Consider the following 13492-nt stretch of genomic DNA (forward strand, 5'->3'; position numbering starts at 1 on the left):
GCGCCCCGAAAGGGGCGCGGGGAACTGCGCGACGAGCCCCCACCGGCCCGCAGTTCACGTACGACCATGGAGAACCGAGTTTCTGCACTCCTCCGGCGTCCCCCAGGCGCCCCTCAACGCCCGTGCCTTGGCCAACCAGAGCGACAAGTCGTACTCCGCCGTATAACCAATCGCCCCGTGCAACTGGAGCGCGGCCCGTGCGCTGAGGTACGCGGCCTCGCACGCGGCGAGCTTCGCCGCGGCCACATCCGACGGACTCGTCGTCACCGCCGCCCCGAAGACCACCGGCCGGGCGAACTCCAGCGCGATCTTCACATCGGCCAGCCGGTGCTTCACCGCCTGGAACGAGCCGATGGGCACACCGAACTGACTCCGCTGCTTGGCATAGGCCACCGTTCTGTCGAGCAACGCAAGCCCCACCCCCAGCGCCTGCGCGGCCACCGCCAGCCGAGCCCAGGTCAGCGCATCCGCCCACGCCGGCTCCGCGCTGATCAACTCACCGACCGGCGCGAGCGGTGTCAGCCGGCGCGCGGGGTCCATCGACCGCCGTACCGCGCCGGCACCCGGAGACAACCGCAAACCCTCCGGCGTCGCGGCGAGCCGTACATCCGCCGCGTCTCCGTCCAGCGCGTATCCGTACCCGTGCTCGGCGACCGTCACCGTCGCCAGGGTCTGTCCCGACGCGATCCCCGGCAGAAACCGCTTCGCGAGGTCGGCACGCTCACCGAGCAGCACCGCCGCCACCACCGTCTCCACCAACGGACCGGGCACCGCATACCGCCCCAACTCCACAAAGGCGAGCGCGAGTTCCACAGCCCGCCGCCCCTCCCCTCCGTACTCCTCGGGCACCGCAAGACCGAACACCCCCGCCGCGCCGATACGCCCCCACAACGCCCGCCCACTCGCATGCTCGCCGCGGCTCCACTCCCGTATCACCGTCGGCGTGTCCGCCGCCGTCAGCAGCGCCCGCAGCGAGTCCGCGAAGTCGAGCTGCTCGGTGTCGAGGAGGAAACGCATATCAGCGTCGTCCCTTCGGCAGGCCGAGCAGGCGCTCGGCGATGATGTCGCGCTGGATCTCGTTGGTGCCCGCGTAGATGGGACCGGCGAGCGAGAAGACGTACCCCTCGGACCATGCCGTGTCCGCCGACTCGCCGTCCAGGCCCAGCAGATCGAGTGCCGTCTCGTGCAGTGCCAGGTCCAGCTCGGACCAGAACACCTTGTTCAGGCTGGACTCGGGGCCGAGCGACTCGCCGTCCAGGGAGCGGGAGGCGGCCGCGTACGTGAAGAGCTGGTAGGCGCGGGCGCCTATGACGGCGTCGGCGACCCGGCCCGCCATGGACTCCGGGGCGCCCTGGTCCCGCCAGAGGTCCGCCAGCCGGCCGGCGGCGGCCAGGAACCGGCCCGGCGACCGCAGCGTCAGTCCCCGCTCGTTGCCCGTGGTCGACATCGCTGTCCACCAGCCCTGGCCCGGCTCACCGATCACGTCCTCGTCGGGCACGAACACCTCGTCCAGGAACACCTCCGCGAACGCCGGCTTTCCGTCGAGGCGGCCGATCGGGCGGACCGTGACCCCGGGCGCACGCAGGTCGAACATCAGATAGGTGAGCCCCTGATGCGGCTTGGGTGCGTCCGGGTCGCTGCGGAACAGGCCGAACGCGCGGTCGGCGAACGCGGCCCGGGACGACCAGGTCTTCTGGCCGCCGATCAGCCAGCCGCCGTCCGTCCGCACCGCCCTGGAGGTCAGGGAGGCCAGATCGGAACCGGCCCCGGGCTCGGACCACGCCTGCGCCCAGACCACCTCGCCGGTGGCCATCGGCGGCAGCACACGCGCGCGTTGCTCCTCCGTGCCGTGGTCGAAGAGGGTCGGCGCGAGCAGGCTGATGCCGTTCTGGCCGACCCGGCCCGGCGCGCCCGCCGCGTGGTACTCCTCCTCGAAGACCAGCCAGCGGATCAGTCCCGCGTCCCGGCCGCCGTACCGCTCCGGCCAGGAGACCACCGACCAGCGATCCGCGGCCAGTTCGGCCTCCCATGCGCGGTGCGCCGCGAAGCCCTCCGCGGTCTCCAGGGAGGGAAGCGGGGGGTCCGGTACGTGCTCCGCCAGCCAGGCGCGGGCCTCGGCGCGGAAATCCTCGTCCGCCGGGGTGTGGGTCAGGTCCACGGCCGTCGTCACCGTCCTTCCCTAACAAGTGTTTGGTAGGTTAGCGTGGGCCTATGACAGGCGTCGAGAGTCCGGAGTACGTGCCCGGGCACGGGCTCCTTGAGGGACGCACCGCCGTCGTCACCGCCGCGGCCGGGGCGGGCATTGGCGGCGCCACCGCGCGCCGCTTCCTGGAGGAGGGCGCGCGCGTGCTGATCAGCGACACGCATGCGCGGCGGCTGAAGGAGTACGAGGCCGAGCTGGCCGGCCGGCATCCGGGGGCCGTGACCGCGGTGCCCTGCGACGTGACCGACGAGGGGCAGGTGCGGGCGCTGTTCGACACCGCCCTCAGCGAGCACGGGCGGCTGGACATCGTCGTCAACAACGCGGGACTGGGCGGGACTTCGACGCTCGTCGACATGACCGACGAGCAGTGGGCGCGCGTCCTGGACGTCACTCTCAACGGCACCTTCCGGTGCGTGCGCGCCGCCCTGCGGCTCTTCCGGGAGAGCGGACGGGGCGGGGTCATCGTCAACAACTCCTCCGTCGTCGGCTGGCGCGCCCAGGCCGGACAGGCGCACTACGCCGCCGCCAAGGCCGGGGTGATGGCGCTGACCCGGTGCGCGGCGATCGAGGCCGCCGAGTACGGGGTGCGGGTCAACGCCGTGGCGCCGAGCCTCGCCATGCATCCGCACCTGGTGAAGGTGACCTCCGCCGAGCTGCTGGAGGAGCTGACCGCGCGCGAGGCCTTCGGGCGGTACGCCGAGCCCTGGGAGGTGGCCAACGCCATCGTCTTCCTGGCGTCCGGCTACTCCTCGTACCTCACCGGGGAGGTCGTCTCCGTCAGCAGTCAGCATCCCTGACCACCGGAGTGCTCACAATGGACCCGTGCCGACCAAGAAGAAGCCCCAGGTGACCGCCGCCCCCGCCCGGCGCCGCGAACTCCTCGAAACCGCCGCCGAGGTCTTCGCCGAGCAGGGCTACAACGCCACCACCGTACGCAAGATCGCGGACCACGCGGGCATGCTCGCGGGCAGCCTCTACTACCACTTCGACTCCAAGGAATCGATGCTGGAGGAGATCCTTCGGACCTTCCTCGACGAGCTCTGGGACGGCTACGACACCGTCCTGGACGCCGGACTCGGTCCCCGCGAGACCCTCGAAGCCCTGGTCACCGAGTCCTTCCGGGAGATCGACCGGCACCGCGCCGCCGTCGCGATCTACCAGAAGGAGAGCAGGCAACTGGTCGCGCAGGAGCGGTTCGCCTTTCTCGCCGAGTCGCAGCGCAAGTTCGAGAAGGCGTGGCTGGCCACCCTGGAGCGCGGGGTCGCCGCGCGCGTCTTCCGCGCCGACCTCGACGTCCGCCTCACCTACCGGTTCGTGCGCGACACCGTGTGGGTCGCCGCCTCCTGGTACCGGCCCGGCGGACAGCACAGCCCGGAGGAGATCGCCCGGCAGTACCTGTCGATGGTGCTGGACGGGATCGCGGTCCGTGAACAGCTCACCCATTCGCTGAAAACCCCTTTCCGACGAGGGAGTTCCTGACATGGCCGAGGCCTACATAGTCGAAGCGGTGCGTACGCCCGTCGGGCGGCGCGGGGGCGGACTGAGCGGGGTCCACCCGGCCGATCTGGGCGCCCGTGTGCTGACCGCCCTGGTCCAGCGGTCGGGTATCGACCCGGCGGCCGTCGAGGACGTCGTCTTCGGCTGCCTCGACACGGTCGGACCGCAGGCCGGCGACATCGCCCGGACCGCCTGGCTGGCGGCCGGGCTGCCCGAGGAGGTGCCGGGCGTGACCGTCGACCGGCAGTGCGGCTCCTCGCAGCAGGCCGTGCACTTCGCCGCCCAGGCCGTCCTCTCCGGCACCCAGGACCTGGTGGTCGCCGGCGGCGTCCAGAACATGTCCCAGATCCCGATCGCCTTCGCCTCCCGGCAGGCCGCCGAGCCGCTGGGGCTGACCGAGGGTCCCTTCCTGGGCAGCGAGGGCTGGCGTGCCCGGTACGGCCGACAGCCCGTCAACCAGTTCGCCGGCGCCGAGATGATCGCCGCCAAGTGGGGTATCAGCCGTCAGGACCAGGAGGAGTTCGCCCTGAACTCCCACCGCAGGGCGCTGCGCGCCATCGACGAGGGTCGCTTCGAGCGCGAGATCGTGCCCTACGGCCCGGTCGCCGTGGACGAGGGGCCGCGCCGGGACACCTCCCCGGAGAAGATGGCCGCCCTCAAGCCGATCGTCGACGGCGGCACCATCACCGCGGCTTGCTCCTCCCAGGTCTCCGACGGCGCCGCCGCGATGCTGCTCGCCTCCGAACGAGCGGTCCGCGAACACGGACTGCGCCCTCGCGCCCGCGTCCACCACCTCTCCGTCCGCGGCGAGGACCCCATCCGGATGCTCTCCGCCCCGATCCCGGCCACCGCGCACGCTCTGAAGAAAACCGGCCTCACCATCGACGCCATCGACCTCGTGGAGATCAACGAAGCCTTCGCCCCGGTCGTCGTCGCCTGGCTCAAGGAGACCGGCGCCGACCCCGCCAAGGTCAACGTCAACGGCGGAGCGATCGCCCTCGGCCACCCCCTCGGCGCCACCGGCGTCAGGCTGATGACGACCCTCCTGCACGAACTGGAGCGCACCGGCGGCCGTTTCGGGCTCCAGACCATGTGCGAGGGCGGCGGACAGGCGAACGTGACGATCATCGAAAGGCTCTGACGGGCCGAACGCACCGGCCCGTCAGGCTCCGTGGCGGTACGTCAGCGGCCGAGGGAGAAGCCCAGCAGTACGCCCGCCGACACCTCCACCATGCCCGGCGCCAGATCGCCGGCCGAACTGCCGCCCCCGCCGCCGTGGCCCTGGTACCGGCCGTGCCCCAGCGACTCGGCGTCCACGTCCTTGATGTGCAGTACCGTGCCGAGTGGCACGCCCGCGGCCTCCGTGTACACCTCGGCCTTGCGGCGGGCCGCCGCGACCGCCCTACGGCGCGCCTCGTCCCGCAGGGCGGGCTTGTCGCGCACATCGAACTCCACATGGTCGACCCGGTGCGCACCCGCCGTGACCGCGTCCACGATCAGCTGCTGCAGGGCGTCGAGCGCCTCGGTCTCGATGGAGTACGAGGCCTGGCAGCGGTAACCGAGAAACTTCCGGTCGCCGCCGTAACCGTCGTACTCCGAGCTGAGCTTGAGCCGGGAACCCGAGACCGCGGCATCCGCTATCCCGTGCCCGCGCAGCACCTCGCGCAGCCGCGCCACCGCCGCACCCGCCTCCTGGAACGCCGCGTCCGGCGCGGTTTCCAACACGTCCACGGTCAGTTTCACCCGGGCCACCTGGGGTTCGCTCCGCACGGTGCCCGCGCCGAACACACTGATGCCCCAGGGTCTGTCGATCATCTCCGTCATCCGCGCATTGAAGCACCCGCCCCCGGCAGCGCGCCGATGATTTCCCCGGCCTCGGTCATCACCCTCTCCACCAGCTCCGCGCACGACGGCAGGTCGTCGATGACTCCGGCGACCTGCCCGGACGCCATCACCCCGAGGTCCGTACGGCCCTCCACCATCGCCGACCTGAGAAGCATCGGGGTGTTGGCGGCGAGCAGCAGCTGGCTCCAGGACAGGTCCTTGCCGTGCCGGAGGGCGAGGCCGTCGCGGGCCATCTGCGGCCAGCTGAGGCCGGAGAGTCTGCGGAAGGCGGCCGCGTGGCGCAGCGCCCGCAGCAGCCGCCGCGTCCGTCCGGTGTTCTCCAGGGAGTCGACCAGAGGGGTCCGCAGCATCCGGTGCGGCAGGCCGTCCACCGCCCTGGTCACCGTGACGTCCTTGACCGTCGCCGCCAGATACCTCGCCTTCACCGCGTCCGGCACCGTCGAGTCCGAGGTGAGCAGGAAACGCGTCCCCATCGCGACCCCCGCCGCCCCGTACGCCAGCGCCGCCACCAGTCCACGCCCGTCGAAGAAACCCCCGGCGGCCACCACCGGTATCCGCACCGCGTCCACCACCTGCGGCAGCAGCACGCTCGTCGCCACCTCGCCGGTGTGCCCGCCGCCCTCACCGCCCTGCACGATCACCGCGTCCGCGCCCCACGCCGCGACCTTCTCGGCGTGCCGCCGCGCCCCGACGGAGGGCATCACCACCACACCCGCCTCCCTCAGCTCGGCGATCAGCTCGGGGGAGGGGGCGAGCGCGAAGGACGCCACCCGCACACCCCCGTCGACGATCAGCCGGACCCGGTCGCCGGCGTCGGCCGCGTCCGCCCGCAGGTTCACCCCGAACGGGGCGTCCGTGCGGCACCGCACCTCGGCTATCGCGGTACGCAGCTGGTCGAGGGTCATCGTCGCGGAGGCCAGGATGCCGAGGGCCCCGGCATTGGCCGTCGCGGAGACCAGACGGGGGCCCGCCACCCAGCCCATCCCCGTCTGCACGATCGGGTACCGGATCCCGACCAGCCGGGTGAGCGCGGTCTCCATCAGCCCGCGACCTCCTTCGTCCGCGCGCCGCCCGGATCCAGCACCTCGCGGATCAGCCGCAGCTCCTCCGCGGTGGGTTCTCGGGTGTACGGCACCTCGTCCGGGACGGCGAGCTCGAAGCCGGTGGCCTCCCGCACCTGGCCGACACTCACCCCCGGATGCAGCGCGGCCAGCCGCATCGAGCGGTCCGGTGTCTCGAAGTCGAAGACGCCCAGGTCGCTGACGACCCTCGGGACGCGGTGGAAGCGGCCGATGCCGGGCTGCTCGGCCACCCGGTCGTATCCCACCCCGCACACCATGTCGACCTTCGCCACGAACACCCGCCGGGAGTGCTTCGGGACCCAGTAACTCGTGGGGTTGTTCAGCGTGTTGAGGGATGCGCCGCGCACACCGAGCAGCTGGCGGCGGGGCCGGGACCAGTCGCCGATGGCCGAGATGTTCTGGTTGCCGTACCGGTCGAGCTGGCTCGCGCCCATCATCACATGCCGGCGGCCACCGGCCACCAGGGTGAGGTGCTGCCGGTACGGCAGCCAGCCCTCGGGTGTGCCGTCCGGGCGGACCAGCAGGGCCTCGCCGTCGGTCAGCAGCAGGTCCGGCGCGAAGGTGAGCCGGGCCAGCCGGGCGCCCAGGGAGGGGATCAGGCCCATCGGGCTCGCCAGGATCTCACCGGAGCCGCGCCAGGCCTCGGCGCAGGCGACGACGCAGTAGTCGGCGCGCAGTACCTCCATCAGCCCCGCTCCTTCTGCCAGTTCCGCACCGCCGAGCGGTAGGCCTGCTCGTCCCCGGCCAGGAACCGCCCGGAGAACTCCGCCCACGGGGTTGTCGCGTACAGCCGCTGGAAGTCCTCGTCCCGCCCGTAGCCGGGGGCGCAGGAGGTGAAGTGCGCACCGCCCGGTGCCTCCACGACCCCCGTCACGTTCAGCCGCTTGACCAGCAACGACTGCGCGGCCGCCGCCTTCGTCAACTCGGCCGTGTCCACGATCTGTTCGCAGGAGACATAGGCCGTGTCCGCCGCCTCGCAGAACAGGTCGTCGAAGTAGGGGTCCGGGCCCAGATACTGCCCGTTGCCCAGCCGGTCGGCGCGGTTGACATGGACCAGCGCCGCGTCCAGGCGCAGGGCGGGCATCGCCACGAACGTCTCCCCGCCGTCGTACGGCGAAGTCACCGTCCGCAGGCCGGGGTTGACCCGCATGACGTCCGAGCCGAGCCCCGCGCGCACCGGCAGGAAGGGCAGCCGGTTGGCGGCCGCGTGCAGGCCCCACATGAACATGCCCTCGTCGACCTCCATCAGGTCGAACGCCCCGCGCTCCCGCGCCGCCCGGTAGTGCGGTTCCAGCGGGACGGAGTCGAGGGTGACGAAGGCCGTCACCAGTTTGCGCACCCGGCCGGCCGCGACCAGCATCCCGACGTCCGGGCCGCCGTACGAGACCAGGGTGAGGTCGTCGATGCCGGACCGGAGCAGCGCTCTGACCAGGGACATCGGCTTGCGTCGGGAACCCCAGCCGCCGATGCCGAGGGTCATGCCGCCCGTCAGCCGGGCGACGGCCTCGTCGGCGGTCATCGTCTTGTCAGTCACTCCCCGCACCCTCCTTCCCGAAGGTGTCACGGACCCGGTCGGCCACCCCGCTGAGGGCGGCCTCGAAGGTGAAGCCCTGTTCCAGGCGGTAGCTGCGCCGCACGTCGACGGGGTCGATGGCGTTGATGGCGCCCTTGGCCAGGCGCAGCAGCCGGCCGTCCTTGGCGGCTATCTCCCGCGCCAGCTCCAGCGCCGCGGAGAACAGTTCCTCTCGCGGCACGACCCGCCACACCGAGCCGTGCGCGTGCAGCTGGGCCGCGGTCGCCGTGCGCGAGGTGTAGTACAGCGTCCGCATCAGATGCGGCGGGACCAGCCGGGCCAGATGCGTGGCCGCGCCCAGGGCGCCCCGGTCCAGCTCGGGCAGCCCGAAGACGGCGTCCTCGCTCGCCACGATCGCGTCCGCGTTGCCCACCAGGCCTATGCCGCCGCCCAGACAGAAGCCGTGCACCGCCGCCACCACCGGGGTCTCGCACTCGTACACCGCCGCGAAGGCCTCCGCGCAGCCCCGGTTGGCGCCGAGCAGCGCCTCGTTCCCGTCCGTCTGTATCTCCTTGATGTCCACGCCCGCGTTGAAACCGCGGCCCTGCGCGGTCAGTACCACGCACCGGGTCTCGGGGTCGCGGCCCGCCGCGCGCACCGCCTCCGCCAGCGCGAACCAGCCGCGCACCGGCAGCGCGTTCACCGGCGGGTGGTCGACCGTGACAAGCGCGATGCCCTTTTCCGGACACGAGGTGGAGACACCCATGGACGCATCAGCTACCTTCGCACTCAGCTACCTTTCCACCAAACATTTGTTAGGTGTGAGGCTTCGAAGCTAGCAGCCGCTGCCAGCAAGCGGGAGGCCCTGTGGAAAACCCGGAACGAGGCCCTGTGGACGACTCGCTGCACGGCCGGACCGTCGTCGTCACCGGCGGGACCAGGGGCGTGGGCGCCGGGATCGCCCGGGCCTTCGCCGAGGCCGGCGCCCATGTGCTGACCTGTGCCCGCCGGCCGCCCGAACAACCCCTCGACGGCGTCGAATTCACCCCCCTCGACCTGCGCGACCAACCCGCCGTGCGCGCCTACTTCGACGCCCTGCCCCGGGTCGACGTGCTCGTCAACAACGCGGGTGGCACCCCCTACCGGCGGCTCGCCGAAGCGGACGCCGAGCGGCACGCCCGGTTGATCGAGCTGAACCTCCTCACCCCGCTGACCGCATCCCTCGCCGCGTACGAGCACCTGCGGCAGGCCCGCGGAGCGGTGGTGATGATCGGCAGTGTCAGCGGCGGCCGCCCCTCGCCTGGCTCGGCCGCCTACGGCGCGGCCAAGGCAGGACTGGAGAACCTCGCCCGGTCCATGGCGGTGGAGTGGGCACCGGAGGTCCGGGTCAACACACTGGTCGTCGGCATGGTCCGCACCGAGCTGGCCCACCTCCACTACGGCGGCCAGGACGGCATCGACGCCGTCTCCCGCACCGTCCCGCTCGGCCGCCTCGCCGCCCCGTCCGACATCGCCGCCGCCGCCGTCTTCCTCGCCTCCGACGCGGCCGCCTACATCAGCGGGGCGAGCCTGCTCGTGCACGGCGGTGGGGAGCGGCCGCCCTTTCTCGATGCCGCGACCGCCAACAAGCCGTCCGACAAGGAGGACTGAGATGAGCGGAATCTGCGCGGGCCGGGTGGTGGTCGTCACCGGCGCCGGGCGCGGGCTCGGCCGGGCCCACGCGCTGGCCTTCGCCGCCGAGGGCGCCCGGGTCGTCGTCAACGACCTCGGAGTCGCCCTCGACGGCGTGCCGGGGCCGGACAGTCCCGCAGGGGCCGTCGTGGACGAGATCCGCGCGGCCGGCGGCGAGGCGGTCGCACACGGCGGTGACATCGCGACCACCGACGGGGCCGCCTCATTGATCGGAAAGGCCGTCGAGACCTACGGCCGGCTCGACACCCTCGTGAACAACGCCGGGTTCCTGCGCGACCGCATGCTCGTCAACCTCGGCGAGGACGACTGGGACGCGGTCATGCGGGTCCACCTCAAGGGTCACTTCCTGCCGCTGCGGCACGCGGCCGCGCACTGGCGGGCCGAGGCCAAGGCGGGCCGCACCCCGGTGGCCCGGATCGTGAACACCAGCAGCGGAGCCGGCCTGCTGGGCTCGGTCGGGCAGGGCAACTACAGCGCCGCCAAGGCCGGCATCCTCGGCCTCACCCTGGTCGCGGCCGCCGAACTGGCCCGCTACGGCGTCCAGGTCAACGCCGTCGCCCCGGCCGCCCGCACCCGGATGACCGAGCGCACCTTCGCCGAGACCATGGCCGCCCCCGGCTCCGGTTTCGACGCCATGGCCCCGGAGAACGTCTCCCCGCTCGTTGTCTGGCTGGGTTCCGCCGCGAGCGCCGGAGTCACCGGGCGGGTGTTCGAGACCGAGGGCGGCCGGATCACCGTCATGGAGGGCTGGCGAGCGGGGCCGACCGCCGACAGGGGCGCCCGCCGGACCCCGGCCGAGGCGGGGGAGACGGCACTGAAACTGCTTGCCGAGGCGGCGGCGCCGGGGGCGGTGTACGGGGCGTGACCGGCGGCCCCGCTCAGGTGTCGCACTCCAGCACCGTCCGGCACAGCGAGCACCGGGCCCGTACCCGGCCCCGCACGGGCACCCTGATCCGCTGGTGGCAGGTCGGGCACGGGAACGAGACCCGCAGCCGGCCGCCGCCGTCGGGGGTGAAGGTGTAGGGCGCGGCGGACTGCGGGGCTGGGGCCGCAGGGGCGTGGCGGCGGTCCCGGGCGTAGCGGCGGCGGCCCGCCCAGCCCGCCGCGGTCAGCGGCGGCTGCTCCTCGTCCTGGCGGGCCCGGGCCCTGCCCTTCTCGTACGCCGTGTAGGCCTGCGGGCTGGTGAACCACACGGACGGGTCCTCGTGGAAGACGAGGGACCGCTTGGCCAGGACGTAGCCGAACTCCTCCGGGGTGAGATAGCCCAGCTTCTGGGACGCCTCACCGTGCTCCCGGTACGCGTCGAGCAGCAGCCAGCCCGCGCCCAGGTAGGTGGTGGCCGTGTCCGTGAGGATCTCGTTCTCCGGGATGCTCGGGAAGGACAGGTCCAGCCGGTGCAGATAGACGTGCATCACCTCGTGGGCGAGGGCCGCGCCGATGTCCCTGCGGTGGGTGCGGAAACGGTCGTTCAGCTCGACGAAGTACTCGGGGCCCGCGGTGAGTTCGACGTTCGCCGCGTGGGTCATCTCCCGGAAGCCGACGATCATCCGGGCGTCCGGCAGCCGGAAGTGCCGGACGATCTCGTGGGCGACCCGCTGGGCGCCGAGGTGGAGGTCGTCGGTGTCGCAGAACGCGACGTCGGCGGGGAGCACGCTGGTGGCGAAGGTCTGGACGGTGTCGTACGACAGGCGCCGGTACAACGCCGTGATGGCGGCCCGCACCGTGTCCAGGTGCGGGTAGCCGTGTTCCACCGGGCCGCCGTTCGCCACGTCCTTACCCCCACAGACGCCGCCGGAGCTTTTTTCCACTGTATGCGGATACGGTCCCGCGTCCCTAGAGGGGCGCCATCCGGACCGTTCCTTGATCAGTGTCCTCGAGCTCCAGGACCCATACCTCGTTCTCGCCCTCCCTCAGGACCGGCGCGGGTACGTACAGCGACTCCTGCGGTCCCGCCGACCAGTAGCGGCCCACGTTGAAGCCGTTGACCCAGACGAAACCCCGCGTCCAGCCGGGGAGTTCCACGCGCGCGTCCCCAGCACCGTGAACCGTCACCGTCCCCCGGTAGAGCCCCGGTGCGCCGTCCTCCGGTGGAGAGCCGAACGGGACCGCCGCCACACCCCCCTCGAACGCGTCCAGATCGAGCCCACGCGCGCGTACCCCGTGCAGGAACTGGCGTTCGTGCAGGAGGCCGCCGGTGATGCCCTTCGTCTCGCCGGAGCGGGGGCCGTAGTTGACGCGCCCCAGGGACTCCACCCAGAGCTCCACGCGCGCGGGGCCGGCGACCGGTTTCCTGAGCTGGGGCTCCTCCTCGGTGAGCACGCCGGCCCGCTCCCCGTCGACGTACACGACCGCCAGATCGCGCAGCCCCCGCGCGGTGAGCGGATACGGCCCGCGTGGTCCCGGTACGTCCGCCTCGTAGCGGACCAGGCCCCGGCCGATGCCCAGCTCCTCGAAGGTGGGCGGGACGGCGTGGACGCGTTCCGGGCCGCCGAGCGCATCCAGGACGCCGGCCAGGGGCGCCCAGCCGGTGACCCGCACGTCCGTCGCCGAGGCCAACACGGCCGGCGCGGGCGGCGGTTCGGGCAGGGGCTCGGCATGGTACTCGACCAGCACCTCCCGGAAGCGCCAGAACTTCTCCGTGGGGCGGCCGTACTCGTCGATCGGCGCGTCGTAGTCGTACGACGTCACATCCGCCTCCAGCGGGCCCTCGTGCAGCTCGCCGCCGGGCCGGTTGGCGCCCGCCCAGCCGGCGAAGTTGGTGCCCCCGTGCGCCATGTAGACGTTCACTGAGGCCCCGCAGTCGAGGATCTCGCGCAGCGCCACCGCCGCGTCCTCGGCGTCCCGTACGACGTGCTCGCCGCCCCAGTGGTCGAACCAGCCGCACCAGAACTCCATGCACATCAGCGGGCCCCGCGGCTGGTGCCGGCGCAGGGTCTCGAAGGCCACGCGCGCGTGGGAGCCGAAGTTGACCGTCGCGAGCAGCCCGGGGACCGAGCCGCCGGTGAGCATGTGGTCCTCGGGGCCGTCCGAGGTGACCAGCGGCACCGTGACGCCCTCGGCGCGCAGCAGGCCGGTGAGGTGGGTCAGGTAGTCGGCGTCGGAGCCGTAGCTGCCGTACTCGTTCTCGACCTGGACCATGATCACCGGGCCGCCCCGGTCCAGCTGCCGGGGCACGACCTCGGACAGCAGCTGGTGGAACCAGCTGTTCACGTACTGGAGGAAACGCTCGTCACGCGTGCGTGCCCGTGCGCCCAGCTCGCCCGTCACCCAGTGCGGCAGACCGCCGTTCTCCCACTCCGCGCAGATGTACGGCCCCGGGCGCACGATCGCCCACAGGCCCGCCTCCCGCGCCGCGTCCAGGAAGCGGCCGAGGGCCGGGACGTCCCGGAAGGAGCCGCGGCGCGGCTCGTGCAGGTTCCACGGGACGTACGTCTCCACGCAGTTCAGCCCCATCGCGCGCAGCAGCGCCAGCCTGTGGCCCCACTGCTCCTCGTGCACCCGGAAGTAGTGCAGCGCGCCGGACAGCAGCCGCACCGGCCGGCCGTCCAGAAGGAAATCCGTTTCGCCCACCGTGAAGTCGCTCATAGGCTCACCTTGGCCCCCTGGCGGGCGCCTAGACCATGGACAAAGATCGGCAGCACTTGGACGGAAGAGACGCCG

The 13492-nt window shown here is 72.3% G+C and carries 14 protein-coding genes; 5 read left to right on the forward strand and 9 right to left on the reverse strand.

Going from position 1 to position 13492, the window contains the following annotated elements:
• Positions 1-54: 54 nt before the first annotated feature.
• Together ABTY98_RS29805 and ABTY98_RS29810 are read right to left on the reverse strand one after the other, a co-directional pair.
• A complete protein-coding gene (locus ABTY98_RS29805; RefSeq protein WP_352224138.1) occupies positions 55-1017 on the reverse strand; it encodes an acyl-CoA dehydrogenase family protein in 963 nt (320 codons plus the stop codon).
• Between the two features lies 1 nt (position 1018).
• Complete coding sequence (locus tag ABTY98_RS29810; RefSeq protein ID WP_352224183.1) at positions 1019-2158, reverse strand: acyl-CoA dehydrogenase family protein; 1140 nt, start codon at positions 2156-2158, stop codon at positions 1019-1021.
• 53 nt (positions 2159-2211) lie between these two features.
• On the opposite strand from ABTY98_RS29810, the gene ABTY98_RS29815 reads away from it, so the two are divergent.
• From ABTY98_RS29815 to ABTY98_RS29825, 3 genes are read left to right on the forward strand one after another with little or no spacing between them, the layout of a single operon-like run.
• Positions 2212-3000 (forward strand): SDR family oxidoreductase, encoded by a 789-nt coding sequence (locus ABTY98_RS29815; protein WP_352224140.1) that lies wholly within the window; start codon positions 2212-2214, stop codon positions 2998-3000.
• 25 nt (positions 3001-3025) lie between these two features.
• A complete protein-coding gene (locus ABTY98_RS29820; protein WP_352224141.1) occupies positions 3026-3682 on the forward strand; it encodes a TetR/AcrR family transcriptional regulator in 657 nt (218 codons plus the stop codon).
• A 1-nt stretch (position 3683) separates the two neighbouring features.
• Entirely contained in the window at positions 3684-4841 is a 1158-nt protein-coding gene (locus tag ABTY98_RS29825) for an acetyl-CoA C-acetyltransferase (protein ID WP_352224142.1), read from the forward strand.
• 41 nt (positions 4842-4882) lie between these two features.
• Here the strand turns inward: ABTY98_RS29825 and ABTY98_RS29830 are convergent, their stop codons facing one another.
• The 5 genes from ABTY98_RS29830 to ABTY98_RS29850 are packed head-to-tail and all read right to left on the reverse strand — an operon-like array spanning position 4883 to position 8906.
• Positions 4883-5524 carry an SIMPL domain-containing protein gene (locus ABTY98_RS29830; RefSeq protein WP_352224143.1) on the reverse strand — a complete coding sequence of 214 codons (642 nt, stop codon included), beginning with the start codon at positions 5522-5524 and terminating at the stop codon, positions 4883-4885.
• Positions 5521-6585, reverse strand: coding sequence for an NAD(P)H-dependent flavin oxidoreductase (locus tag ABTY98_RS29835; protein ID WP_352224144.1), 1065 nt, complete (start codon positions 6583-6585; stop codon positions 5521-5523). Before ABTY98_RS29835 ends, ABTY98_RS29830 begins: the two co-directional genes overlap by 4 nt.
• Entirely contained in the window at positions 6585-7313 is a 729-nt protein-coding gene (locus ABTY98_RS29840) for a CoA-transferase subunit beta (protein ID WP_352224145.1), read from the reverse strand. Before ABTY98_RS29840 ends, ABTY98_RS29835 begins: the two co-directional genes overlap by 1 nt.
• On the reverse strand, positions 7313-8161 hold the full coding sequence (locus ABTY98_RS29845) for a CoA transferase subunit A (RefSeq protein ID WP_352224147.1): 849 nt from the start codon (positions 8159-8161) through the stop codon (positions 7313-7315). The genes ABTY98_RS29840 and ABTY98_RS29845 overlap by 1 nt, the downstream gene beginning before the upstream one ends.
• Positions 8154-8906: an enoyl-CoA hydratase family protein gene (locus tag ABTY98_RS29850; RefSeq protein ID WP_352224148.1), complete on the reverse strand. Its 753-nt coding sequence runs from the start codon at positions 8904-8906 to the stop codon at positions 8154-8156. The genes ABTY98_RS29845 and ABTY98_RS29850 overlap by 8 nt, the downstream gene beginning before the upstream one ends.
• Before the next feature lie 125 nt (positions 8907-9031).
• On the opposite strand from ABTY98_RS29850, the gene ABTY98_RS29855 reads away from it, so the two are divergent.
• Both ABTY98_RS29855 and ABTY98_RS29860 read left to right on the forward strand, forming a co-directional pair.
• On the forward strand, positions 9032-9790 hold the full coding sequence (locus ABTY98_RS29855) for an SDR family oxidoreductase (RefSeq protein ID WP_352224149.1): 759 nt from the start codon (positions 9032-9034) through the stop codon (positions 9788-9790).
• Position 9791: 1 nt separating this feature from the next.
• Positions 9792-10697 (forward strand): SDR family oxidoreductase, encoded by a 906-nt coding sequence (locus tag ABTY98_RS29860; RefSeq protein ID WP_352224150.1) that lies wholly within the window; start codon positions 9792-9794, stop codon positions 10695-10697.
• Between the two features lie 13 nt (positions 10698-10710).
• On the opposite strand, the gene ABTY98_RS29865 is transcribed toward ABTY98_RS29860, so the two are convergent.
• Positions 10711-11601: a hypothetical protein gene (locus ABTY98_RS29865; RefSeq protein ID WP_352224184.1), complete on the reverse strand. Its 891-nt coding sequence runs from the start codon at positions 11599-11601 to the stop codon at positions 10711-10713.
• Between the two features lie 64 nt (positions 11602-11665).
• On the reverse strand, positions 11666-13417 hold the full coding sequence (locus ABTY98_RS29870) for a glycoside hydrolase family 35 protein (protein ID WP_352224151.1): 1752 nt from the start codon (positions 13415-13417) through the stop codon (positions 11666-11668).
• Between the last annotated feature and the right edge of the window lie 75 nt (positions 13418-13492).

Origin of the sequence: Streptomyces sp. NPDC096040, from assembly GCF_040303265.1 — a bacterium.
In the GTDB taxonomy this organism is placed as follows: Bacteria; Actinomycetota; Actinomycetes; order Streptomycetales; family Streptomycetaceae; genus Streptomyces.

Coding starts and splice junctions, on each gene's coding strand:
- ABTY98_RS29825 (WP_352224142.1), top strand. CDS start 3,684: ATGGCCGAGGCCTACATAGTCGAAGCGGTGCGTACGCCCGTCGGGCGG.
- ABTY98_RS29840 (WP_352224145.1), bottom strand. CDS start 7,313: ATGGAGGTACTGCGCGCCGACTACTGCGTCGTCGCCTGCGCCGAGGCC.
- ABTY98_RS29850 (WP_352224148.1), bottom strand. CDS start 8,906: ATGGGTGTCTCCACCTCGTGTCCGGAAAAGGGCATCGCGCTTGTCACG.
- ABTY98_RS29860 (WP_352224150.1), top strand. CDS start 9,792: ATGAGCGGAATCTGCGCGGGCCGGGTGGTGGTCGTCACCGGCGCCGGG.
- ABTY98_RS29870 (WP_352224151.1), bottom strand. CDS start 13,417: ATGAGCGACTTCACGGTGGGCGAAACGGATTTCCTTCTGGACGGCCGG.
- ABTY98_RS29805 (WP_352224138.1), bottom strand. CDS start 1,017: ATGCGTTTCCTCCTCGACACCGAGCAGCTCGACTTCGCGGACTCGCTG.
- ABTY98_RS29815 (WP_352224140.1), top strand. CDS start 2,212: ATGACAGGCGTCGAGAGTCCGGAGTACGTGCCCGGGCACGGGCTCCTT.
- ABTY98_RS29830 (WP_352224143.1), bottom strand. CDS start 5,524: ATGACGGAGATGATCGACAGACCCTGGGGCATCAGTGTGTTCGGCGCG.
- ABTY98_RS29835 (WP_352224144.1), bottom strand. CDS start 6,585: ATGGAGACCGCGCTCACCCGGCTGGTCGGGATCCGGTACCCGATCGTG.